We start from the raw sequence: 23,970 nt of genomic DNA, 5'->3' as shown, positions 1-23,970 counted from the left end.
TGCGCTGTCAGCAGCTTGTAACAGCCTGACGCCACTGGCAGGAGCGACTCATCTTTATTGAAAGGCGGTCAGGCCGGACACCCCGACGGGCGAACGGACAGGGCAGCTTGCGTTCAAGGGGAAACATGCGTGGCCAAGACTTATTTCAGCCTGAAGACCGGTAACTTCACCCAGGACTGGAGCGACACCGGCCTCATCACGCAGGATGACGATTGGTCCAATGTTCCCAGCATCGTCGGTTATCTTGGCGACGGGCTGATCGGCACCTCGACCGCAGTGAACCCCGCCACCGTCACCGGCGACAGCATCAGGGTCGACGTCATCGCCAATCTGACCGCCGTCAGCAACATTAGCGGCGGCGTGGGCGAATTCCAGCTCTCCAATCCGACGGTCGCATTGCAGGGTTCGGGCACCGCGGGCGCCCCCTACCTCGCCCTCTACATGGACTCGACCGGGCGCGAGAACATCGTGCTCAAGTTCAATGCCCGCGACATCGACAGCACGACCGACAATGCCGTCCAGCCGCTTGCCGTCCAATATCGCATCGGCGACAGCGGCGCCTGGATCACGGTTCCCGCGGGCTCGATCAGCGATGCCTCGACGGGTCCCAGCCTTGCCACACTGGTGACACCCATTACCGTCGCCCTGCCGGCCGCAGCTAGCAATCAGGCCCAGCTTCAGATCCGCATCATCACTACCAATGCGGCCGGGTCCGACGAGTGGATCGGGATCGACGACATCAACGTCAGCAGCACCGAGGTCGCCGGCGTTTCGCCCGGCATCCTTTCGATCGGCGACGCCAGCATCGTCGAAGGCGATGCGGGCGCGGCCGACATGGTACTCACGGTCACTCGGACCGGCGGAAGCGATGGCGCGGTCTCGGCCAGCTGGAGCGTTTCGCTCGACGGAACTGCCGGCAGCACAGACCTCGGCAGCCCGCTTTCCGGCACCGTCAGCTTTGCCGCCGGCCAGACCAGCGCGGTGATCCGCGTGCCGGTGATCGGCGACCTCGTTGCCGAAGCCAATGAGACCTTCTCGGTGCGCTTGTCGGCCCCCACCGGCGGTGCATCGCTCGGCGACGCTACGGGTGTCGGCACCGTCCGCAACGACGACCTTCCGCCGGCCGCCAACGTCTTCATCAACGAAATCAACTACGATCCGGACGGCGCCGATACCGGTGAGTTCGTCGAGGTCGCCGGCCTTGCCGGTACCGACCTCACCGGTTGGTCGCTGGTCCTCTACAACGGCAATGGCGGCGGCGTTTCCAGCACGGTGAATCTGTCCGGGACGCTGGCAGACGGCGCGAACGGCTTCGGCTTCCGATCGGTCGCGACGATCGGCATCCAGAACGGTTCTCCCGACGGCATAGCCCTGGTCGACCCCTTTGGCCGAGTCATCCAGTTCCTCAGCTATGAAGGCACGATGGTCGCGACGAATGGGCCCGCAGCCGGGCTCACCTCGACCGACATTGGCGTGTTCCAGGACGGTGCCCCGATCGGCACCAGCCTGCAGTTGCAGGGCACCGGGTCGAGCTACGGCGACTTCACCTGGGGCTTCGATATCGCTTCCACGGGCGGCGTGGCGAACGCCGGGCAGTTCTTCCTTTCTGGGACCGACCAGGGCCAGATCCGGATCAGCGACGCAGCCGTGGTGGAGGGAAATAGCGGCACCACCGCGCTCACCTTCACGGTGACCCGTGCCGGTGGCTTCGCCAGCGCGGCGAGCGTCGGCTACACCCTCGACTTCGGCACCTCGGCCTCCGCCGGAGACCTTGCCCCCGGCACCCCGGGCAGCGGCACCGTCACTTTTGCCGCGAACGAATTCACCAAGACGATCACGCTGCAGGTGCAAGGCGACACGCTCGGCGAGGACAATGAAGGCTTCCTCGTCCGCCTGACCGACGTCTCCGGCAATGCCGCCATTGTCGATGGCAGCGGCCTCGGGATCATCCTCAACGACGATCCGATCGCCCGCACGATCATGGCGATCCAGGGCGAAGGCCATGTTTCGGCATTCGTCGGCCAGCCGGTGATCACGAGCGGCATCGTCACCGCGGTCGATACGGTCGGCTTCTATCTTCAGGACCCGAACGGCGACGGAAATGCGCGCACGTCCGACGGCATCTTCGTCAAGACCGCCGCGACGCCGACCGTGAAGGTCGGCGATGCCCTCCAGCTCACCGGCGTGGTCGGCGAGTATAAGCCGAGCGCCGCCGGGCTATCGGTCACCCAGATCGCCGCTTCGACAATCACCACCGTGTCGAGCGGCAACCCGCTTCCGGCCGCGGTTCTGATCGGTGCCGGCGGTCTCCTGCCCCCGACTGAGAGCATCGACAGCGACAGCCTCACCGTCTTCAACCCCCAAAAGGACGGCATCGACTTCTGGGAATCGCTGGAGGGAATGCGGGTCACCATCGACAGCCCGATCGCGGTCGCCAGCAGCAACGGCTTTGGCGAAACCGACATCGTCGCCTCGGCGGGCGTCGGCGCTACCGGGATCAACGGCCGCGGCGGGATCACCATCAGCGCCGGCGACTATAATCCCGAGAAGATTCAGCTCGACGACAGCCTGGTCGCGCAGCCGACGCTCAGCACCGGCGACATTCTCGCGCCGGTCACCGGGGTCATCAACTACGCCTTCGAACGCTACGAAGTGCTGGCGACCGAGCGGGCGGTGATCACCACCGACCGCACCCTCGGCGACGACAATACGGTGCTGCAGGGCGATGCCAATTTCGTCAGCATCGCCACCTACAATCTCGAAAATCTCGACCCGTCTGATCGCAAGTACGACATCCTCGCGAACGACATCGTCTACAGCCTCAAGGCGCCCGACATCATCGGCGTTCAGGAAGTCCAGGACTTCGACGGCGCGGGCTCGGGTTCCGACCTGTCCGGCGTGGCCAACGTCCAGGGCCTGATCGATTCGATCAAGGCGATCAGCGGGCTTGTCTACACCTATGTCGAGATCGAGCCCGCCACCGCCGGCTCGACCGGTGGCGAGCCCGGCGGCAACATCCGCAACGGCTACCTCTACCTCTCCAGCCGTGTCTCGCTGGTCGAGGGCAGCCTCGGCCTGATCGAGGACCCGGCCTTCGCCGGCTCGCGCAAACCCTTGGTCGCGACCTGGTCCTTCAACGACCAGCAATTCAGCACGATCAACGTCCATTTCACGTCGCGGCTTGGGTCCGATCCGCTTTGGGGCGACGCGCAGCCGCCGCGTGACGGCGGCGATGCCTCGCGCACCGCGCAGGCGGCAGCGGTCGGCGACTATGTCTTCGACATCGTGTCCTCCGACGCGTCCAAGCAGTTCGTCCTGCTCGGCGACTGGAACGGCTTCTACTTCGAAAAGGCGCACACGCAATTGACCGAGGGGGGGGTATTTACCAATCTGTCCACTCTCCTGCCCGAGGAGGAGCGCTACTCCTACCTGTTCGACGGCAACTCGCAGTTGATCGACAACATGCTGGTGACCGGCGGGCTACTGCCGGGAGCGCGCTATGACGCGGTGCATATCAATGCCGAATTCACCGGCACGCGCCCGACCGACCACGATCCCCAGCTTGCCCTGCTGCGCGTCGCCATCACGCCGCACGACGTGGTCATCGACAACGGCCTGGTCACCGAAAACCTGCCGGCCGGAACGGTTGTCGGCACCCTGTCGGCGACCGACACGCCCGGTGACAAGCTGACCTACCGCCTGCTCGACAATGCCGACGGACGGTTCGTCGTCGACCCCGCGACGGGTATTCTCCGCACCGCCACGGCACTCGACTATGAGGCCGCGACCAGCTTCACGCTGAAGGTGCAGGTCACCGACGCCGCCGGCCTGAGCAGCAGCAACGACGTCGTCGTTGCGGTCGGCGACGTCAATGAAGCGCCGGTCGCGGTGATCGACAGCATCGCCGTCAACGAGGACGCGACGTCCGCGAACCTGTGGAGTCTGCTGCTCGGCAACGATCGAGATCCGGACGCCGGCGATGCCCTGTCGATCAGCGCGGTGAGCGGCACGGGAACGCTTGGCAGCCTGGTATTCGACGCCACTTCGCAAAACCTTCGCTACGTCGCCGACAATGATGCGTTCGACGCGCTGGCGCCCGGCGCGACCGCTACCGACCGGTTCACCTATACCGTGACCGACAAGGGCGGCCTGACCAGCACCGCGACCGTCGCCGTGACGGTGACCGGTCTGGCCGACGGAATCACCGTCAACGCCGGCAATGGCGATGACGTGGTGAACGGCACCGGCGGCGAGGACCGATTGTCCGGCGGCAACGGCATCGACCGGCTGTTCGGTCTCGACGGCCACGACCACCTCGACGGCGGAAACGGCAACGACCAGCTGTTCGGCGGTCGCGGCAACGACCTGCTGATCGGTGGCCAGGGCGACGACCTGCTGGAAGGCGGCGCCGGACGCGATGCCTTCGTGCTCGCCGCGCGCGGCGGCAACGACGTGATCCGTGACTTCGACATCGCCAACGACACGTTGCTGTTCGACGGGACCGCGATCCGCTCGAGCCAGGTCGGCGACACCAACGGGGACGGCGTTGCCGATCTGCGGATCAACCTGACTGCAGGCGGATCGGTGACCCTGCTTGGCCTGTCCTCGCTCGCCGGGGTCAAGACCGGTGACTATACCGAGGCTGCCGCATCGCAATCCTACCGTTTCGATGCCGCCGACGACTTCGCGTTCAGGCACGATTTCAAGACCGTGGATCTGTGGCTCTTCGCCTAGGCCGACAGGTATAAACACGCATCGGCCGGCGTGCCATCACCACTATCGAGTGGCGGCACGCCGGCGACCAGCGCGGTCTGGACCGCAAGCGGCAGTGAACGCGCGCGAAGCTTCTTCATTGCCTTGGCCCGGTAGATCTCGACTGTCCGCTGACTGAGGCTGAGGCGATAGGCGATGACCTTGTTCTGCAGCCCTCCGACCATCCCGCGCAGGACCTGATATTCACGGTGCGACAGCGTCGCCACCAGGCGGCGGGCCTCGCCGGTCGGCTCCAGGTCGCTCTGTCTCGCCCGGGCGGTGGCAAGCGCGTCGTCGATCGAACAGAGCAAGGCGCCGGCCGCAACCGGCTTCTCGATGAAGTCGATCGCCCCCGCCTTCGTTGCCTGAACCGCAATCGGGATGTCGCCGTGGCCTGACAGCATGATCACGGCCGCAAGCGGCGCCTTGGCTCGAAGACGCGTCTGAGCGGTGATCCCATCGACACCCGGCATGCGCACGTCGAGCAAGACACAGGAAGGATCGCCGGGACGAATGGCGTCGAGAAATTGGGCACCGTCACCGAATGGCAGTGCTTCGAACCGGTTGTTGCACAACAATTCGCAGAGCTCGGTTCGCAGATCCGCATCGTCGTCGACCACGTAGACGAGGCCACGGCCGGGCTGCGCGTCGAGGTCCTTGTCCATCGCCTCATTATAGCAGCGACGAGAGCGGGACGCGGCCAACCCGCCGCTTATCACAGCGGTGCCGCCCTGCCCCACAGGAAGCCCTGCCCGAGATCGGCCCCGAGCGCCGTTGCGAATTCCTGCTGGGCATCGGACTCGATGCCTTCGATGGTCGTGAGAATGCCTTGCGCGCGGCAATAGCCGATCACCTCGCGAAGCATCTGCATTGCCGCTCCACCTTCGAGCACGCTCCAGAAGAAGTCCTTGTCGATCTTCAGCTCGGTGAACGGCAATTGCATCAGCAATTCGAAGCCAGCGTTTCCCTTGCCGAAATCGTCGACGGCGAAATTGTAGCCGAGCATGGTGAGCTGGCTTGCCGCGCGCGAAAGCGGTTGCAGACCTTCAAGCGTCGGATGCTCGGTCAATTCCACGGTCAGGCAGGAACGATCGATCCCCGCGGCCGAAACCTGCGCCTCCAGTTGCGGAAGGAACAGGGGGTGGCAAAGCACTTCCGCCCGGCAGTTGAAGGCGATTGTCATTGGCTGATGTTCAAAGCGCCGGATTGCCGCCACGCTTTGCTGGATGACCCGGCAGGTGATCGCCAGCGTGGTGTCGATCGGCACGAGGTCGCCGAACAGCAGATCGGGGGAAATGGGCGAACCATCGGCTGCCCGGGCAAGCGCCTCGAATCCCACCAGCGACTTGGTGGCGAGCGAATGCTTGGGCTGGAAATGCACGGTGGTGCGATCGGCCAGGCTCCCCTCAGCCAGCCGCTCCTTCACCCAGTCCTCCCCCCTACGTTCCGGATCCTGGTAAGGCGCGAAGCGGGTTTCCAGCAGTTCGATGAGTCTTCGTGCGGTGTAGGGTTTCTGAAGCGTACCGACCACCGTCAGTCCGGCCGACTGAGCCGTCATCAGCGCTGCATTGATGACGCGCGGCTGTTGCCCGCTGGCGATGATCACCCGGGCAACGTTGCGATCCTTGGCGATGCGGTCGATGGCTCCGAACCCATCGATCTCGGGCATGGCGAGATCAAGCACGACGACATTGCTGCGATTGGGATCGATCTTGAGGTCGCGGACCCGCGGGGTCCAGCACGTCTCGTAGCCGCGCTGCCTGAGTGACTGCTGCAGCAGCTTGCCGCTCGGCTCGTCGTCTTCGAGCAGATGGACCAGCGGGCCGCTCATGCGAAATGCCCGATGGCAGATGCGATAGCGGTCCGGCACGGCACGGTGATGGTAAGGACGGCTCCGCCCTCGGAACCGTTGGACAGGTCCATTCTTCCCCCCGCCTCGATCATGATCTGCCGGCAGATGTACAGCCCGAGCCCGGTTCCGCGATGCGGTCCCTTGGTCGTGAAGAAGGCTTCGAACGCCTTGCTGCTTGCCTCTCCCGACAGGCCCGTACCGTTATCGGCAATGGTGATCTCGACCAGTTCCTCGACCTTGCGCAGTCCGATCGTGATCCGTCCGGGAGTAGGATCGCCGCCCTGCCGCCGGGTGAGGATGGAATCGTGGGCGTTCTGGAGCGCGTTGACGACGATCTGCTCGAGCCCGACCCTCGCCATCGAGACCCGTAACGACTGATCATGATCATGGGCGATCGAGAGAGTCATCTCGTCGGCAACGAGCATGGGACGAACAAAACTCGCCGACGCGGTCACCGCCTCCATCGGATCGAACAACTCGCCCTCGGGCGTTTCGAGGCGTGCATAATGACTGACCTGATCGATGATCGAGCGGGCGCGATCGACCTGATCGCCGATCCGCCCCAGCTTCTTGATGATCGGCGTGAGGCTCTCGTCGCCGCTCGCCTCGACCTGGAACAAGGCGTTCTCGGCGGCGAGCGCGATGGTGAACAAGGGTTGCTTGATCTCATGGCTAAGTGCCGAGGCCATGCCACCGAGGTCCATCAGGCGCCCTTGGTGCAGCATCCGATCCTGCTGCATCTTCGACTGTCGAAGTCGCAGCATGCAGCCGGCCTTCCAGCGGGACTGCAAGTCCGGATTACGGGCGATCAGCATGTACCATTCGGTGGCCGCGCCATCCGCGGGCCTGAATTCGACCATCACTTCGGACTTGCCGGCGGCGGTGACGAGCTCCTGGCGATCGCCCTCATGGATCAGGAGGCGATGGTTTTCCCGGCTCGTATTATCGAGGCGGTCGAAGACGAGCTCACCCGCTGCCTGGTCGAAATAGATGTCGGCTATCAGCGTGAGATCGATGGCATTCTTCAATTCGCCAACCGCAAGCGCAAGCTGCTCTCGCTCGCGCGCCAATGCGACATAAGCATTATTCTCGTGAACGAAGGCATCGATCGCGGGCTGAAAATCCTTGAGCGGCACGGGTGGCGGCGCGACCAGGCCCGGCGTGCCGAAATCGCGAACCACCTCGAACCAGCTGATCATCGTGTTGTGGGTGAGACGTCGAAGCCACTGACAGCTGATGATGCCCAGCGCCGCCAAGGCGATCACTGCCAGCAATTCAGTGAGCAGGGTCTGGTACGCTTTCAGTACTAGCGGACGGATCGATGCGGCATAGGCAAGTTCGTGGCCCGTTCCGCCGAGCTCACCGACGCGACAGGCGTTGACCCAATAGGCGAAGGTTCCGCGATCGTTAGGCCCCGTGACTTGCCGGCCATCATCAAAGGTGCTGCAGCCGAGTTCGCGGCCGATCCTGGCGGTGTCGCCAAGCAGGGCCCGGCTGGGGGCCATCAGTACCTGCACCGGTCCCATGAAGGTTTGCACTTCATGCGTCCCTCGCACGCTGTGCACTGCGGCATGTTCGAGATCTGTGATCCGCAACACTTCCGTATCAACATCACGAATCGCGGCGTCGAAGCGCATGCTGAAATTGCCGACCTCGACAACGAAGAGCGCCATGCAGCCCGTCACCGCGAAGAACATGGTCGACGTGGTGACCGCTGCCGGAAGCCAGACGCAGCGTCGGCGGACCAGGGCGATCCGCCGCTTATCCACCTGCAGAAGCAGGCGAACGCAATCCACGATCGCGGCGAACAGAACGTCGTTGAGGATCTTTCGAAGAACCAGCAGGGTCGCAAGCGCAGGTGGAACCTCGTAATTCCAGATGATCAGCGCGTAGCCCGCCGCTGCTGCAAAGGTGGCCCCGTAGACCAGGGTGGCGATGCTGTAGTTTGCCTGACGCTGCCCGATCCAGTGCAGGAAGAGCACGTGACCGACTCCCAGGACCACCGAAAACGGATGCCCCCACCAGAAGTAGGTCGGCGCCATGGTGATGACCGCCACTGCGACCCCGGCGCGAACTCCAAACAGCCAGAAGGCAAACAGGTAGAAGAGCGGCCCGAGATAAAGCTCCAGCCCGGGAGCCATGATGACGCGCTGACTGGACACCGCCAGCCCGACAGCCGCGAGCAGCACGAGGAGATGTTGAGCGAACAGTCGCCGCCGCTTGCGCAGCCGCCGGCGCTGGCGAGCGTGAGAGACCGGAAAGGTGAAGCTGTCGTGCGGGACCGGGGCGGTCATGCGCCGACGTCTCCGGCGATCAGGCTCAGAAGCGTCTTCGGACCGACCGGCTTTCCGATCACCGATGCACCGCCCTGGGCCAGTTCCTGCAGAGCAGCATCGGTCAGATCCGTCTGACCTGTCATGAGGTAGAAGCGACAGGTTCGCTGGCTGTCGGAGGCGCTTGCCCGGCAGCTTCTGAGGAGGTCGAGCCCGCTTGGCCCGGGCATCCGGAAATCGCTGATGATGGTCGTCACGTCGATGCCGCGGCCGAGCAGTTCCAGGGCTTCGGGCACGCAGTGCGCCCCGTGCGTGATATGGCCGAACATACCCAGTAGCTCACACAGCTCCTCGACGATCTCGACCTCGTCATCGACGACAAGCACACTTCCCCCTGCCATGAGCTTTGGTTCCTGTCGGGCCGGTGGTCGCGCCATCCCTCCTGTTTCTAGAGGATTGCCGGTGACTCCGGTCAGCCGGGCACTGCTTCGGAGATGTCGCAGGTCGACGGGGAATGGCGGCACTGCCCTGACGTTTGCCGGTCGGTGGGTCATCAGCCGACCCACTGCGCTGGCTGGCATGCCGCAAGGGGGAAGGAGCCAACGGCTGCTCGCGCCGGCCGAACCGGTGGCGTGGTCCGATGCCGGGTCGGGGCCGGTGGCCGGGCACCTGGCCTGTCGGCGGCACTATCGGTCCTGGGCGTCAGGCGCTCGGTTTCCGCGACAAGCGATCGCGCGGTCGAGGCAGCCTCCGCCAGCGTTGCGGCATTCTGATCGGTCGCGAACTCGATCTGGCCCCATACCGTCGCGATGTTCTGCAGGCCGAACGAATGGATGTCGGCGGTGACCGACGCTTCGCCGACGACCTCCTTGGCCTCCTGGAGGCGAGCGGCCAGCAGCGGCATCACTCCCGCGACCGAGGCAAGGGACTGAACGCCCTCCGCGACAAGCTTGAAACCTGCGCCGAATCGCTCCCTGACGACCATTGCCGTGGTGGCGGACTGTTCGGCCAGTTGGCGTGCTTCCTCCTTGAGTGCGGGCAAGGCGCCGGTTTCTCCTGCCTCGTCCCCGACCTGGAGCGCCAGAAGGCTGGTGCGAAGAGCAAGGGCATCCAGTTCCTTCAAGGTCGTGAGCGCCTCTTTGGATCCGGCTTCGATGACGCTCATTGCGCGAACCGAGCGATCGAGGCCGCCTGCCAATAACTCGAGATCGGTCGTCGCTTGCAGCGCAAGTGCTTCCGCCAGAGCCAGATTGCCCGAAATCTTGCCGGAAGATCCCATCAGATGGGCAAGCTCGGGTTGCCAGTCGGAGCGACAGGCGTGGTCCTGGCAGGTGTCGCGAAGGTGGGCGGCGCGGCGATTGATGCGCAGGGCTGCGGCCTGGGCTTCGGCGAGCCTGGCCGCCGCGGCGTTGAAGTCGTTGCGGAGCGGCTCGTAGAATCGCGAAAACTGGCTCTTCAAACGGTGCGTGACATCCCCCGCCGCGAGCCGGTTGAGCCCGCCTCGCAGGTGGTCGAGAACGAGGCCGCGCGAGACATTCTCGGCAAAGATGACGCGCATCTGCTCTTCGACCTGGGCGAGACTGGCGCGATGCCGATCGCTGACCCGGCGTCGGCCCCATTGCCCGAGGGCCAGCGCCGCGGTCGTCGACATGGCGATCCACGCAAGCGTTGCGCCCACCGGAGCGACGTTCGACAAGAGGGTCAGTGCCAGTCCAGAACCGGCAGTGAGACTTGCCTGGGCCAGGGTCAGACCATCGAACCGCATGCAACGCGCTGTTTCGTCTTTCCGTCCCCGCATCGGGTCCAGCTCCATTCATCAAGGTCGATGAGGCGCTTATGATCCGCTGGAGCGGACGTTGCGATTACGTAGAAATACAATAAGCGGACGGCGCGAAGGACTGTGGCTCGGCTCAGGCGAACTGGTCGCGCCGCTCGACGATCGCGAAGCGGGTGATGTTTTCGGCCTCCCCCTGAAGGTCGCGCGCAAGCACCCGCAGGCCGTAAATGGCGGCCGCCGCTTCCGAGGCAATGGCCGCGCGCGACGGATCGTTCGACGCCGCCAGCTGGCGCGCGGCTTCGGACGTGCTCGCTGCCGGAATGGCGATCCACTCGCGTCCGTCGAGGTAGGGCGCGCACTGGATCAGCGCGGCGGGATGGCTCGACACGTGGCGGATGGTGGTGATGTCCGCCCCCTCACAGCCAAGGAGATGCAGGCGAACGCCGAGCACCTGTTCGCCGACGACGCGCAGTTCGGGATGGGCGAGCAGGTGCCGGACGGTGGCGATCGGCCCGACCCGGCTGTTCGACACGGGCAACAGGGCGAGATCGGCCGACCCCTGGCACACCGCGCGCGCGACCGACGCGAAGTCGCCGAGCGGCATCAACTGGTGCGCGGGCACGAAGCGCCGACATGCTTCCTCCGAGAAGCTGCCGTTGCCGCCGAGGTAGGCGACGATGCGGGCGGCGGCGGTCACGCGCGGCTCTCCATCGCAGCGGCGTAGGCGAGGATCACGCGCACGGCCTGTTCGGCATTGAGGCGCGGATCGCACAGGCTCTCGAAAGGTCGATCGGCGGTCGCATCCTCGATCCGCTCGACGCATTCGAGCACCGGGCGCGGCGTAACTTCGAGGTGGAGGCCGCCGGGGTGGACGCCGAGGCTGCGTGCGGTGCGGACGAAAGCGCCGACTTCGGCGACGATGTCGGTCATCAGCCGGACCTTGGTCCCGTTCGCCGTGAGATTGTTGCCGTGCATCGGATCGCACAGCCACAAGACCGAGCGGCCGCTGTCCTTCACCGCCGCCATCAGCGGCGCGAGGCGATCCTCGACATGGGCGGCTCCCAGCCGCGACACCAGCATGATGCGTCCCGGCGTGCCGTTGGGATCGAGACGATCGAGTAAGGCGACGAGCTGCTCGGGGCCGAGCGTCGGACCGCACTTGATGCCGAGCGGATTGGCGATGCCGCGCAGATATTCGACGTGCGCGCCGGCGAGGTCGCGGGTGCGATCGCCGAGCCACAGGCTGTGCGCGCTGCTTGCCCAGCTCGTGCCACCGGCGGTGCGGGTCAGCGCCGTTTCATAGTCGAGGAGCAGGGCCTCGTGGCTGGTGCGGACTGCGGCCGTTTCAAGCCATCCGCGCACCCGCAGGCCCTGGTCGCCGGCGAGCAGCAGGCGCGAAGGATCGGCCGTACGCTCGAGCGGACAGGCAGCGCGGCCGTTGACGGCGTCGCCCCGATAGGCTGGAACGCGCGCGGCGCCCTCCCCCTCGGCAGCCTGCGAACGGGGCTTGGCATATTGGCCGCCGAGCCTGCCAAGGCGGGTGGCGGGAAGCCCGAGCCGCTCTTCCAGTTCCGTGCCGAGCCGGTCAACCAGCGCGGCCATCGCGCGCACCTCTTCAGCATCGGCGTCCATCCGCTCGGCGCAATCGCCGGCCTGGATCAGCAGGCCCCGACCCGCTTGCGCCTCGGCGACCAGCGCCTGCAGTTCGGTGACTTCGTCGAGCGGGACGATGCCGCTACCGGCAGCAAGCTCGCGCATGGCTTCGCGGGCGGCCTGCGGTTCGGGATAGGCCGGTTGCTGCTGGTGGACCCTGGTTTGCCAGCTGTGCGGGCTCCAATCTGCACGGCTCGCCTCGTCGCTGCCGAGCCGGCCGAGTTCGAGCGCCCAGGGATGGTCGAGGCAGCCGGTCGGATGCTGGGCGATGAGGTCGAGCCCGACATGGCGCCCCGCGTCCCACTGGTCGGCGGGGACCAGCAGCACTGCTTCCCCGCGCCCGGCGGCTTCAAGGGCGGCGGCGCCGTCCTCCAGCCATTCGACCGCAACGCCCGCGTGGCGTGACGCGGCAAGCGTGAGCAACGCCACGCGCGCCGTGTCCGGGCCCGACACCAGGATGCGATAGGCCCGCTGGTGGTGCGAACTGAGCGACAGGATCGAGCGCCAGATATGCGCGACGTCGGCCTGGGGGACGTGGATCGCACGGGCAGTGAGCCGGTCGAGGATGGCGGCTTCACGCGCCGGGCGCAGTGCCAGCGCCTGTTCGGCGTCGCGGTTCTTGGCCCAGGCGACCTTCTTGACCACCGCATAGCGCTGTTCGAGCAGGTCGAGGATCTGGTCGTCGATCCAGTCGATATCCTTCCGCAGCACGTCGAGGACGGGCGGGATGGGACTGATGATATTCTGCGATTTGGGATTCATTTTCTTGCCTCGCCGCGCTTGTCCGCGGGGGGAGGCAAGCGCTCAGATCAGGTGTTGAACAGCATCTCCGGCACCCCGTAGGAATGCCGGCCTGTAAAGTTCACCATGACCCGGTATCGAAGCATGTCGCTCGCTTTGGTCCCTTGGCCGCCCTAAAATGGCTGCCGTTTGCCTAAGCTGCCTTGATTCGATTGCGAGCGCAAGGGGGTTAAATTCACCCGCTTGCCATTGCGTGCCGGACCGTTTCGGCGTGGGGGAGACTGCGCGACCGGACACATAGCGGATGTTATTTCGGGATCCCGTCTTGACTCTACCGCTACCGAACGGCGATGATGGCCTTTCCATCGAGACCGGCTGAGGGACAGGCCCGAAGAAGCCGGGGCAACCGGAGACGGACATCACGTCCGGCTCAATGGTGCCAAGTCCTGCGGGAGCCCTCGGGCTTGCCGGCAGATGGTCCGGATCGCTCCGATGGTCGGAGCCGTTCGTCCACTCGCCGCCCGTCCGGACCCTCGTGGACGAGGGAGTGACGGCCAGGTGAGCGCAGCCAATCTGAGGATCATCCGCGAGGAGCCGGAAGGCTCCGGCAGCTGTCGGGCCACCCTGCCCTTCGTCCACGGCCCAGCTGCGCCGGTCACCATCCGCTTCGAACTTGCCGGCGACGAGCAGGCCCCGCTGCTGATCCTCGCCGGCGGCATTTCGGCCGACGCCCATGTGATCGCCAGCGATGATGACCCCAGCGCCGGCTGGTGGGAAGCGCAGGCCGACGTGCTTGGGCGTTTCCGCCGGCTGGCGATCGACTGGGTCGGGGCCGACGGATCGCTCGATCGCCCGATCCATCCCGCCGACCAGGCTCGCGCCATCCTGCTGGCGATGGATCATCTCGGCATCGATTCCGCCGCCGCCTTCATCGGGGCGAGCTATGGCGGGATGACCGGCATGCACCTGGCGGCGCTCGCGCCGGACCGTTGCGGCAGGCTGCTGGCGATCAGCGCCGCGCACCGGGCGCACCCTTTCGTCTCCGCCCAGCGCGCCTTGCAGCGGCAGGCGGTCGAGCTGGGCGAGCGGCTGGGTGATCCGCGCGCCGGGGTGGCATTGGCCCGCAAGATGGCGATGACCGCCTACCGCACGCCGGAGGAATTCGCCGATCGCTTTGCCGCCTCGCCCTGCCTGACCGGCGAGCGTGTCACCTGCGGGGCCGAGCCCTATCTCGATGCGCAGGGCACGCGCCATTCAGCCCGGGTCTGCACCGTCGCCTATCGTCGCCTGTCGGAATCGATCGACCTTCACGCCATCGAGCCCGAGCGGATCACCGTCCCTGCCCTGTTCGCCGCCGCGCTCGACGATTGCCTGATCCCCCGCGCCGACATCGCCGAACTGGCCGAGCGGGCACCGCGGGGTCGTTTCGCGGCACTGCCGACCCGCTTCGGCCACGACAGCTTCCTCAAGGAGCATGCACTCGTCGCATCACTCCTGTCCGACTTCCTTGAAAACCTGGAGTACGATCATGACTGAGCGCCACTTCGCGACGACGGCGGTGCGCGCCGGGATCGATTGCGACACCGCCTTTGGCGCGGTGGCGCCGCCGATCGTGCTGTCGTCCAACTTCACCTTTGCCGGCTTTGGCGAGAAGCGCACCTACGACTACAGCCGCAGCGGCAATCCCACCCGAGACCAACTGGCCGAGGCGCTGGCCGAGCTGGAGGGCGGCCATGGCGCGGTGGTCACCGCCAGTGGTCTGGCCGCGGAAACCCTGGTCCTTCACGCCGTGCTGAAGCCGGGCGACCGCCTGCTGGTGCCGCACGATTGCTATGGCGGAAGCTGGCGCCTGTTCGACGCACTATCGCGGCGGGGCCATTTCGAGCTGACTACCGTCGACTTCACCGACGCGGCGGCCCTTGCCGCGGCGCTGAAGCAGAAGCCGGCACTGGTGTGGATCGAGACGCCGTCCAATCCCCTGCTGCGGATCACCGATCTCGCTGCGACGATCGCCGCGGCGCACGAGGCCGGGGCGCTGACGGTGGTCGACAACACCTTCCTTTCGCCCGCCCTGCAACGCCCAATCGGCTTCGGCGCCGACATCGTGCTTCATTCGACGACCAAATATATCAATGGGCACAGCGACGTGGTCGGCGGCGCGGTGGTGGCGAAGGACGCGGCGGTGCATGAGCAACTGGCGTGGTGGGCCAATGCGCTGGGGCTGACGGGCTCGCCGTTCGACAGCTTCCTGACCTTGCGCGGCCTGAGGACGCTGCCGGCGCGGATCCGCATCCACCAGGAAAATGCCGCGCGGGTAGTCGACCTGCTGGCCGCTCACTCCGGCGTGGAAGCGGTGCACTATCCCGGGCTTGCGACGCACCCCCGCCATGCGATCGCCGCCCGGCAGCAGGCCGGATTCGGCGGGATGATCTCGTTCGAGCTTGCCGGCGGAGAAGAGGCGGTGCGGGCCTTTCTCGATGGGCTGCAGTGCTTCAGCCTCGCCGAATCCCTCGGCGGGGTGGAGAGCCTCGTCGCGCATCCGGCAACCATGACCCATGCGGCGATGAGCGCCGAAGTGCGGCAGCGGGCCGGGATCGGCGCCGGGCTGCTGCGGCTGTCGGTCGGGATCGAGGAAGCGGCCGACCTGCTGGCCGACCTGACGGACGGGCTCGACCGGGCGGCGGCGCCCCGGCCGGCCCGGCTACGCTGCGCCTGAAATGGGCGCCTCGTCGAACCGTTCCTCGAGGCCGAGGCTGCGGCGGGCGGCCGCCGAATGACCGCGCATCAGGCTTTCGGCAAAGTCGGCCTGGCCAGCGGCGATGGCATCGATCATCGCATGATGCTGGTGCTGGGCCGACATCAGGATCGGGAAGATCTCTTCGGCCGGAATGCGGTTGAAGGCGACCACGTCGGGCGCGACGAAGGGGATGGCGTAGACCCGCTGGATCATGTCCTGCAGCAGGCTGTCGCCGGCGCCGCTGACCACCAAGTCGTGGAAGCGCCGGTTCATCGCGGCGTAGCGATCCTCGTCCTCGCGTTCGAGAAAGCCCTTGGTGAAGATGGCGTCGCCGTCGGTCATCGCCTCGCGCAGTTGCTCGACCACCGGGGCGCGGTCTTCGCGCAAGGCGAGCTTGCGCGCGGCATAGCCTTCCAGCACGCAGCGCAGCTCGGTCGCGGCGTAGCTCTCCTCCTTGGTAAAGGCACGCACCGCAAAGCCGCGCTTGCCGACCGGCTCCAGCAGGCCCTCGCTGGCAAGCACGGGAAGCGCATTGCGGACGGGGGTACGAGACACGCCCAGCCGTTCGGCCAGCGTCGCCTCGGCCACCCGCGCGCCGGGCTCCAGCACGCCTTCGACGATCAGCTGCCGGATATGCCGGGCCACGCGGCCGGCCGCGCCGTGCCCTTCAACCATCATGTTAATTTCATTCCCTCGCTCCGACGGGCTTCTTACTGATGACGCCGCCTGTCGTCCACCGGCGCGAGGGATCCCAAAAGATCGAAATTTTGCGGGTCGGCTCAGCCGCTTATGAGCGATCGATCCTGAATTCTACCGGGCGTGGGTTGACAGGGTTGGTCGTTGCTGACAGCTTTGGGATCCCATGCAAGGTCAATCGCTCCTCGCTGCCGCCCTCGCGCCCTTCGGCGCCGCGGTGTCGTGCGCCGGCCGTACCGCCATCACCATGACCATTATCACCACACTGCACCCGTGGGGCGCGAGCGGCTGACGTTGGTCTGACAACCAGGTTTCACCCGACCCGCCCTCCACCCGGAGAGCGGGTTTTTTCTTGTTCTTTTTCCAGCCGAAAGCGATCCCACCCATGTCCCAGCAGCTTCACCTTCAAGCCCATCACCTGCCACCAGCCCACGCCCTGTGCGTGCTCAAGTTCGGAAGCTCGGTCGTCCGCGACGAGCGCGACTTCCCGCGGGTGGTGCAGGAAATCTACGCCCATGTCCGCGAGGGCGAGAAGGTCGTCGCGGTCGTCTCTGCGCTGGCCGGCGACACCGACGCGCTGCTGGGCCAGGCCGAGCGGGTCGGCGGCGAAGCGGCTCCGGCCAATCTCGTGGCGCGGCTGGCCCGCGTCGGGGAACTCCGCTCGGCCGCATTGCTGGCACTGGCGCTGGCCAAGGTCGGTGTCCGTGCGGCGACCCTCGATCCGCATGAGATGAAGCTGGTGGCGGAAGGTCCCGCCCTCGATTCCGACCTCGTCGATCTCGATGCCGCCCACGTGCTCGCCGCGCTTCAGCAGCAGGATGTGGTTGTGGTTCCCGGCTTCATCGCCGACCATGAGGAGCATGGCGTCGTCACCCTCGGCCGCGGCGGCACTGACCTCAGCGCAGTGTTCTTCGCCGATCGCCTGCAGGCCCATCGGGTACGGCTGATCAAGGATGTCGACGGCGTGTACGAGGCCGACCCGAGCGAAGTACCGGGTGCCCGCCGGTTCGAACGGCTGAGCTATGCCGAGGCCGAGGTCGCCAGCGACGGGCTGGTCCAGCCCAAGGCACTGCGGGTGGCGGCCGACAAGAAGGTGCTGGTCGAAGTCGCGGCGCTCGGCTCGTGCGAAGCCACCGTGATCTGCGACCTGGGTGCCAAGCCCTCGGCGCCGCTGCGCAGCGATGCCGTCCGCCTTTCGCTTCTCGGCTGCGGCGCCGTCGGCGGCGGGGTCAAGCAATTGCTCGAAGCGCAGCCCGACGTGTTCGAACTCGGACCGGTGCTGGTGCAGCGGCCGCGCTCGTCACGACCCGGCGAATATACCCGCGACCTCGACGAGGCGCTGGCCGACGAGCCCGAACTTCTGGTCGAACTGATCGGCGGCACCGATCTTGCCGCCGACGCCATGCACCGCGCCCTGTCGCGCGGCGCGGAGGTCGTGACCGGAAACAAGGCGGCGCTCGCAAAGCATTGGGACTCGCTGCACGCCTGCGCCGCCCGGCACGGCGGGGGCCTGCGCTTCTCGGCGGCGGTCGGCGGCGGCGCCCCGATCGTCGAAACGCTTCGCCGCCTGAAGGGCGAAGTGGCGGCGGTCGAGGGGGTGATGAACGGCACCTGTAACTTCCTGCTCAGCCGGTTGGCGGAAGGCTGGGATTTCGATCGGGCGCTTGCCACCGCGCAGGAGCTTGGGTTCGCCGAAGCCGACCCCTCGGGCGATGTCGACGGACATGACGCGGCCGACAAACTGTCGATCCTCGTGCGCGAGGCATTCGGCGTCGCGCTTCCGCCAAGCCTGATCCCCAAGCAATCGCTGCGCGACCTGGCGCCGGGTGCGGCGGCCGAAGCACAGCGCCGCGGCGAGGTGCTGAAACAGGTGGGCCGCTGCTGGCTTGAGCCCGACGGATCGGCCGTGGCCAGCGTCCAGGTAGTGGCGCTTCCCGCCGACCATGTGCTGGCGAGCGTCCACAATGAAGAAAATCGCTTCCTTGTCACCGACGCCGGCGGCAAAATGCACCAGGTGCATGGCAAGGGCGCAGGACGATGGCCGACCGCAACTGCAGTGATGGCCGACGTGCTGGACGCGCGGCGCGCCATCCTGGGCAAGGAGCGGACGGTGAGCGGACCGCTGAAGCTGAGCGCGTGACGCCGCGAATGTCCGCCACGGCGAGCGCGCCGGCGAGCATCGGCAATGTCGGCGTCGGCTTCGACATCCTCGGCCTCGCCTTCCCCGCCGCGCATGACGTTGTCACCGCCACCCGCGAGGAGGCGCGCGGCGTGCGCCTGGCGCAGGTGTCGGGATTGCTCGCCGACCTGCCCGCCGAACCGCACCGCAACACCGCGCTGGCCGCGGCGCAGGCAGTGCTGCAGGCCGCGGGCACTCCGTTCGGCGTCTCGCTCGCCATCGACAAGGGCGTTCCGCTGTCGGCGGGAATGGGCGGATCGGCCGCCTCCGCCGTCGCCGCCGCTGCCGCAGTCAACGCCCTGTTGGATCACCCCTTTACGACCGAACAGTTGCTGCCCTTCGCTATCGAGGGCGAGCGCGCCTCGTCCGATCCGCCGCCGTGGGACAATGTGATCGCCAGCCTGTTCGGCGGGCTGGTCCTCGCCGGCGCGGAGCAGCCGCCGCTGATCCGCCGCCTGCCCGTCCCCGAGGGACTGGTCGCGATCCTTTTCCACCCTTCCGCCAAGATCGAGACGCGCGAAGCACGCGCCCTGCTCGGCGCCAACGTTCCGATGCGCGTGGCAGTCGAGCATAGCCGCAGGGTCGCCGCCTTCGTCGCCGGCTGCGCGATCGGCGACCTGTCGCTGGTCAGGGCCGGCCTCGAGGATCTGCTGGTCGAGCCGCAGCGGGTGCATCTCCTCCCCTGCCTGCCAGCAGTGCAGCGGGCCGCGGCCGCGGCCGGCGCGCTCGGCTGCTCCTTCTCGGGGTCGGGGCCATCGGTATTCGCCCTCGCCGAACGCCACCTCGCCGGCCGGGTCGAACAGGCGATGGAGGCCGCCTTCGCTGAAGGCGGCATGCCGGTCACCCGGTACCGCGCTCCGCTTGGCGGCGAAGGTGTGCAAGTGGTGGCGCAGGACAGCGGCCGCGTCGCCGCATGAGGTTCGTCAGCACGCGCGGCGACACGGCGCCGGTTTCCCTGTCGCAGGCCCTTCGGCTTGGAGTCGCACCCGACGGCGGCCTGTTCATGCCCGAAGCGATTCCGCTGCACGAGCCATCGAAATTTGCGGCGGGACGCCCACTTGCGGCGTTTGCGGCCGACTGGCTCAGGCCATTCTTTGACGGCGACCCGCTTGCCGGGGAGCTCGACGCAATCTGTGCCGAGGCGTTCACCTTTCCGGTGCCGTTGGTCGCTCCGTTCGGCGACGATGTCGGGCTCCGCGCACTTGAGCTCTTCCACGGGCCGACCGGCGCGTTCAAGGATTTCGGCGCGCGTTTCCTGATGGCCTGCTTCGATCGCCTAGCTGGCGAAGAACCGCTGACGGTGCTGGCGGCGACGTCCGGCGATACCGGCGGCGCGGTTGGCTGCGCGGCGGTGGGGCGCCGCTCCTCCCGCGGCGTGATCCTATACCCCCGGGGCCGGGTCTCGCCATTCCAGGAGCGGCAGCTCACCTGCTGGGGCGCCAATGTCACCGCGGTCGAGGTCGACGGCGACTTCGACGATTGTCAGGCATTGGTAAAGGCAGCCTTCGCCGACCCGCAACTGAGCGCGGCGCATCGGCTGACTTCGGCCAACAGCATCAATCTCGGGCGACTTCTCCCGCAGGTCGCTTATTGCGCGCATGCCGCATTCGAAGCCGCCGCCTTAGGCGGAGACGGACGCCCCGGCTTCCTCATTCCCAGCGGCAATCTCGGTCACGGCTTCGCGCTGTTGCTGGCAAGGGCGATGGGGGCGCCGGTCGGTCCGGTGGTCCTCGCCACCAATGCCAACCGCACCTTGCTCGACTGGCACCAGAGCGGTCGCTACGCGGCGCGGCCGTCGATCGCGACGCTGGCCAACGCCATGGATGTCGGCGCCCCGAGCAACTTCGAGCGGGTCGCTGCGCTTGGAGACGGCGCAGCCGAGGTCACGGTGGAACTGGTCGACGATGAGGCCATCCGGCACCGCATCGCCGCGGACTATCGTGAAAACGGCTATGTCTGGTGCCCGCATTCGGCCATCGCGGCGGAGGCGTGGCGGCGACTTGCCGCGCCAGCCCGCGACGAACGCCTGTGGGTCGCCGCGGCCACCGCGCACCCGTTCAAATTCGCCGAGATCGTCGAGCCATTGATTGGCCGGGAAATCGAACCCAGCCCGGCGCTCGCCGCGATCGACGATCGTCCGACCGCCAAGCAGCAAATCGCCGCGCGCATGCCCGAACTTGCCGCCCTGCTCGACCAGCAGCGGGTCGCCGCCTAGTCCGGCAGCGTCACCGCGCCTTGCGAGGCCGAGCCGACCGACGCCGCATATTTGGCAAAGGCCCCGGTCGCCTCGGGCGACACCGGCCAGTCGCGCGCGGGACGAGCAGCAAGATCGGCATTGGTCTCGACCACCCGCCGCTCAACGTCGATCAGGATCCGGTCACCGTCCTGAAGCAGCGCAATCGGTCCGCCGCGCGCCGCCTCAGGCGAAACGTGGCCGACCATGAAGCCGTAGGTTGCGCCTGAGAAACGGCCGTCGGTAATGAGCGCGACATGATCGCCTAGTCCGCGCCCCTGGATCGCCGCGGTGACGCCCAGCATCTCGCGCATGCCAGGGCCGCCGGCCGGTCCTTCACCGCGGATCACTACGACGTCCCCGGCCTCGATCGCCCCAGCGGTGACGGCGGCAAAGGCAGCTTCCTCGCCATCGAAAATGCGGGCGGGTCCCTCGAAGCGCAACTTGCCGTGTCCGGCCAGCTTCACGACGCACCCAGCTGGCGCGATGTTTCCGTAGCAGATGCCGAACCCGCCACGTTCCTTGATCGGCCGGTCGGCGGTGACGATCACCTCTTGGCCCGGCGTTTCGGAGGCGTCGACGAAGCAGTCGAACAGGCTCTGCCCGGTCACCGTCGGCGCATCCTCGATCAACCCCGCCTCCATCAGGCGGCGACCGAGAAACGCGGTGCCGCCCGCCGCCGACATGTCGGGTGCCATGAAGCGTCCGCCGGGCTTCAGGTCGGCGATCACCGGGGTCGCGCGCGACACTTCGTCGAACAGGTCGATGCCGAATTCGGACGCGGGGATGCCCGCCTCCCGCGCAATCGCCAACAGGTGGAGGATGAGGTTGGTCGATCCGGCGGTGGCGGTGCCGGCGACGGCGGCATTGCGAAGGCCGGTCGCGGTGATCATCTGCCGCGAGTTGCGGCCCGCCGCCAGGGCCTCAACGGTCAGCCGCCCCGCCTCCCTGGCTGCTTGCGCCTTTTCGGCGAGCACCGCTGGAATGTCGTTCAGCCCGATCGGCGACAGGCCAAGGAAGCTCATCGCCAGGGCCATAGTGTTGGCGGTGAACTGGCCGCCGCACGCACCGGCACCGGGGCAGGCGGCGGCTTCGACCGCGTGCAGCTCGGCATCGTCGATCCCGCCGGCGCTATGCAGGCCGACGGCTTCGAACACGTCCTGGATGGTGATCGCCTTGCCGCCGTGGCGGCCTGGCAGGATCGATCCGCCGTAGAGGATGACGCTGGGCAGATCGAGCCGCGCGGCTGCCATCGCGGCGGCAGGGATGGTCTTGTCGCAGCCGACGATGAACAGCACCGCGTCCATCGAGTGGCCGCGCACGACCAACTCGGCGCTGTCGGTGATGACCTCGCGGCTCATCAACGAGGCGCGCATGCCCCGCGTACCCATCGCGATCCCGTCGGTGACGACGATGGTGTTGAACTCCACCGGGGTGGCGCCCGCTGCCTTGATCCCCTCGGCCGCATGCTGAGCCAGATCGCGAAGGTGCATGTTGCAGGGAGTGACGTTGGAATAGCTGTGGATGATCGCGATCATCGGCCTGGCCAGCGCGGACGCATCGAACCCGGCGGCGTGGAGCATCGCCCGCGCCGGCGCCCGCGAAGGCCCCTCCACCATCTCACGCGAGGGAAGCCTGCCATCCTGCGTCATTGTCGAAACTATCTCCTGCCGGGTCCGAATGCCGATCTGTTGAAGCACGGCCACGGTTCGCAGGAAAGTGTCAAAAGGGATACGATCGCCACGATTAGCGCTTGCATGACGTCAGCAACGTCAGCATACCCGCCTCATTCGGGATCCCGTATCGGCCCTGAACAACGGATTGGATCGCCTTGGTGCTGACGCTGACTGCCGCTTCGAACATTATGATTCTTGCGACAGTCGACGTGCGCCTTCTCCTCGTGGCGCTCGTACTTACCGAGCGACATGGAGGAGCGACCTGAAGCCAACGTCCAACCGGACACAGGAATTCACGGCCCCCGCTCCTCACCAGAGCGGGGGTTTTCTTTTGCGCGAGAAGGAAGACCCGATGGAACGCATCTACACCGACGACGACGCCCGCCACGATGCCCTGCGCGGGGCGACAATCGCGGTCATCGGCTATGGCAGCCAGGGGCGCAGCCATGCCCGCAACCTGCGCGACAGCGGCTATCACGTCATCGTCGGCGCACGGGGCGGCGGCGGCGCGGAACGGCGGGCGCAGGACAACGGCTTCGCCACCTTCTCGCCGGCCGAAGCGGCACGGCAGGCCCAACTGGTCTGCCTGCTGACCCCCGACATGAGCCACCGCCGGGTCTATGCCGACGACATCGCGCCCAACCTAAAGGCAGGCGGCGCGCTGCTGGTCGCGCATGGCTTTTCGGTGATCTACGGCGAGGTCCGGCCGCGGGCCGACATCGACGTCATCCTGGTCGCGCCCAAGGGCCCCGGCGACCTGGTCCGCCGCGAATATGAGATCGGTCGCGGCGTGCCCTGTCTGTTCGCGGCTGAGCAGGATGCGAGCGGCGAAGCGCGGGCCAAGGCCCTGTCCTATGCGCGCGGGATCGGCGGCACCCGCGCCGGAGCGATCGAGACCAGCTTCCGCGAGGAAACCGAAACCGACCTTTTCGGCGAGCAGGCGGTGCTGTGCGGCGGTGCGACCGAACTCGTCGCCGCCGGTTTCAAGACGCTCGTCGACGCCGGTTACAAGCCGGAAGTCGCCTATTTTGAATGCCTTCATGAGCTGAAGCTGATCGTCGACCTGATGTACGAGGGCGGCTTCGCCAAGATGCTGCACTTCGTGTCCGAGACCGCCAAATATGGCGATTTCGTCTCCGGCCCGCGGGTCATCAACGATGAAACCCGCGCCCGCATGGGCGAGGTCCTCGCCGACATCCAAAGCGGCGCCTTCGCCCGCCAGTGGATCGCCGAAAGCGCCGCCGGCAAGCCCGAGTATCAGCGGATGTGGGATGCCGACCTCGCCCAGCCGATCGAACAGGTCGGCGCCAAGCTGCGCAAGCACATGGCTTGGCTGCAGCAGCCGGCCGTCGAGGCGCCCGATGAGGCGGCGCCGCAACCCCAGTCACAGGCAGCCTGAGA

At 66.9% G+C, this 23,970-nt stretch carries 16 protein-coding genes and 1 riboswitch; of the genes, 7 read left to right on the top strand and 9 right to left on the bottom strand.

The genetic code is table 11. From position 1 onward, the window contains the following. The first annotated feature begins 129 nt into the window (after window positions 1–129). Window positions 130–4,734: a Calx-beta domain-containing protein gene (locus M1K48_RS01590; protein WP_249504143.1), complete on the top strand. Its 4,605-nt coding sequence runs from the start codon at window positions 130–132 to the stop codon at window positions 4,732–4,734. Here M1K48_RS01590 and M1K48_RS01585 read toward each other — a convergent pair. The 7 genes from M1K48_RS01585 to M1K48_RS01555 all read right to left on the bottom strand — a co-directional run bounded on the left by M1K48_RS01585 (window position 4,731) and on the right by M1K48_RS01555 (window position 13,069). Continuing rightward, window positions 4,731–5,417: a response regulator transcription factor gene (locus M1K48_RS01585; RefSeq protein WP_249504142.1), complete on the bottom strand. Its 687-nt coding sequence runs from the start codon at window positions 5,415–5,417 to the stop codon at window positions 4,731–4,733. The two genes, M1K48_RS01590 and M1K48_RS01585, sit on opposite strands and share 4 nt — an antisense overlap. 50 nt (window positions 5,418–5,467) lie before the next feature. Beyond that, window positions 5,468–6,583 carry an EAL domain-containing response regulator gene (locus M1K48_RS01580; RefSeq protein WP_249504141.1) on the bottom strand — a complete coding sequence of 372 codons (1,116 nt, stop codon included), beginning with the start codon at window positions 6,581–6,583 and terminating at the stop codon, window positions 5,468–5,470. Beyond that, entirely contained in the window at window positions 6,580–8,898 is a 2,319-nt protein-coding gene (locus tag M1K48_RS01575) for a sensor histidine kinase (protein ID WP_249504140.1), read from the bottom strand. Before M1K48_RS01575 ends, M1K48_RS01580 begins: the two co-directional genes overlap by 4 nt. Beyond that, window positions 8,895–9,263: a response regulator gene (locus M1K48_RS01570; protein WP_249504139.1), complete on the bottom strand. Its 369-nt coding sequence runs from the start codon at window positions 9,261–9,263 to the stop codon at window positions 8,895–8,897. The genes M1K48_RS01575 and M1K48_RS01570 overlap by 4 nt, the downstream gene beginning before the upstream one ends. A gap of 167 nt (window positions 9,264–9,430) precedes the next feature. Further along, window positions 9,431–10,642 (bottom strand): hypothetical protein, encoded by a 1,212-nt coding sequence (locus M1K48_RS01565; RefSeq protein ID WP_249504138.1) that lies wholly within the window; start codon window positions 10,640–10,642, stop codon window positions 9,431–9,433. Between the two features lie 145 nt (window positions 10,643–10,787). Then, complete coding sequence (locus tag M1K48_RS01560) at window positions 10,788–11,351, bottom strand: prephenate dehydratase domain-containing protein (protein WP_249504137.1); 564 nt, start codon at window positions 11,349–11,351, stop codon at window positions 10,788–10,790. Then, window positions 11,348–13,069, bottom strand: coding sequence for a 3-deoxy-7-phosphoheptulonate synthase (locus M1K48_RS01555; RefSeq protein ID WP_249504136.1), 1,722 nt, complete (start codon window positions 13,067–13,069; stop codon window positions 11,348–11,350). Before M1K48_RS01555 ends, M1K48_RS01560 begins: the two co-directional genes overlap by 4 nt. 338 nt (window positions 13,070–13,407) lie before the next feature. Continuing rightward, a riboswitch (SAM riboswitch) is annotated at window positions 13,408–13,529 on the top strand. 77 nt (window positions 13,530–13,606) lie between these two features. Here M1K48_RS01555 and metX point away from each other — a divergent pair. Both metX and metB read left to right on the top strand, forming a co-directional pair. After that, window positions 13,607–14,584 carry a homoserine O-succinyltransferase MetX gene (metX, locus tag M1K48_RS01550; protein ID WP_249504135.1) on the top strand — a complete coding sequence of 326 codons (978 nt, stop codon included), beginning with the start codon at window positions 13,607–13,609 and terminating at the stop codon, window positions 14,582–14,584. Then, entirely contained in the window at window positions 14,577–15,764 is a 1,188-nt protein-coding gene (metB, locus tag M1K48_RS01545; protein ID WP_249504134.1) for a cystathionine gamma-synthase, read from the top strand. The genes metX and metB overlap by 8 nt, the downstream gene beginning before the upstream one ends. Here the strand turns inward: metB and M1K48_RS01540 are convergent. Further along, window positions 15,750–16,463, bottom strand: coding sequence for a GntR family transcriptional regulator (locus tag M1K48_RS01540; protein WP_249504133.1), 714 nt, complete (start codon window positions 16,461–16,463; stop codon window positions 15,750–15,752). The two genes, metB and M1K48_RS01540, sit on opposite strands and share 15 nt — an antisense overlap. A gap of 403 nt (window positions 16,464–16,866) precedes the next feature. Between M1K48_RS01540 and M1K48_RS01535 the strand changes: the two genes are divergently transcribed. The 3 genes from M1K48_RS01535 to thrC are packed head-to-tail and all read left to right on the top strand — an operon-like array spanning window position 16,867 to window position 20,875. Continuing rightward, complete coding sequence (locus M1K48_RS01535) at window positions 16,867–18,621, top strand: homoserine dehydrogenase (protein WP_249504132.1); 1,755 nt, start codon at window positions 16,867–16,869, stop codon at window positions 18,619–18,621. An 8-nt stretch (window positions 18,622–18,629) separates the two neighbouring features. Then, window positions 18,630–19,577, top strand: a complete 948-nt coding sequence (locus M1K48_RS01530) for a homoserine kinase (RefSeq protein ID WP_249504131.1) — start codon at window positions 18,630–18,632, stop codon at window positions 19,575–19,577. Next, on the top strand, window positions 19,574–20,875 hold the full coding sequence (thrC, locus tag M1K48_RS01525; RefSeq protein WP_249504130.1) for a threonine synthase: 1,302 nt from the start codon (window positions 19,574–19,576) through the stop codon (window positions 20,873–20,875). Before M1K48_RS01530 ends, thrC begins: the two co-directional genes overlap by 4 nt. On the opposite strand, the gene ilvD is transcribed toward thrC, so the two are convergent. Further along, window positions 20,872–22,545 carry a dihydroxy-acid dehydratase gene (ilvD, locus tag M1K48_RS01520; protein WP_249504129.1) on the bottom strand — a complete coding sequence of 558 codons (1,674 nt, stop codon included), beginning with the start codon at window positions 22,543–22,545 and terminating at the stop codon, window positions 20,872–20,874. The two genes, thrC and ilvD, sit on opposite strands and share 4 nt — an antisense overlap. Before the next feature lie 376 nt (window positions 22,546–22,921). On the opposite strand from ilvD, the gene ilvC reads away from it, so the two are divergent. Beyond that, window positions 22,922–23,968 (top strand): ketol-acid reductoisomerase, encoded by a 1,047-nt coding sequence (ilvC, locus tag M1K48_RS01515; protein WP_249504128.1) that lies wholly within the window; start codon window positions 22,922–22,924, stop codon window positions 23,966–23,968. Window positions 23,969–23,970 lie beyond the last annotated feature (2 nt).

The sequence above is a fragment of the Sphingomonas glaciei genome (assembly GCF_023380025.1).
GTDB lineage: Bacteria > Pseudomonadota > Alphaproteobacteria > Sphingomonadales > Sphingomonadaceae > Sphingomicrobium > Sphingomicrobium glaciei.
This window is presented reverse-complemented; position numbering and strand designations above follow the sequence as displayed.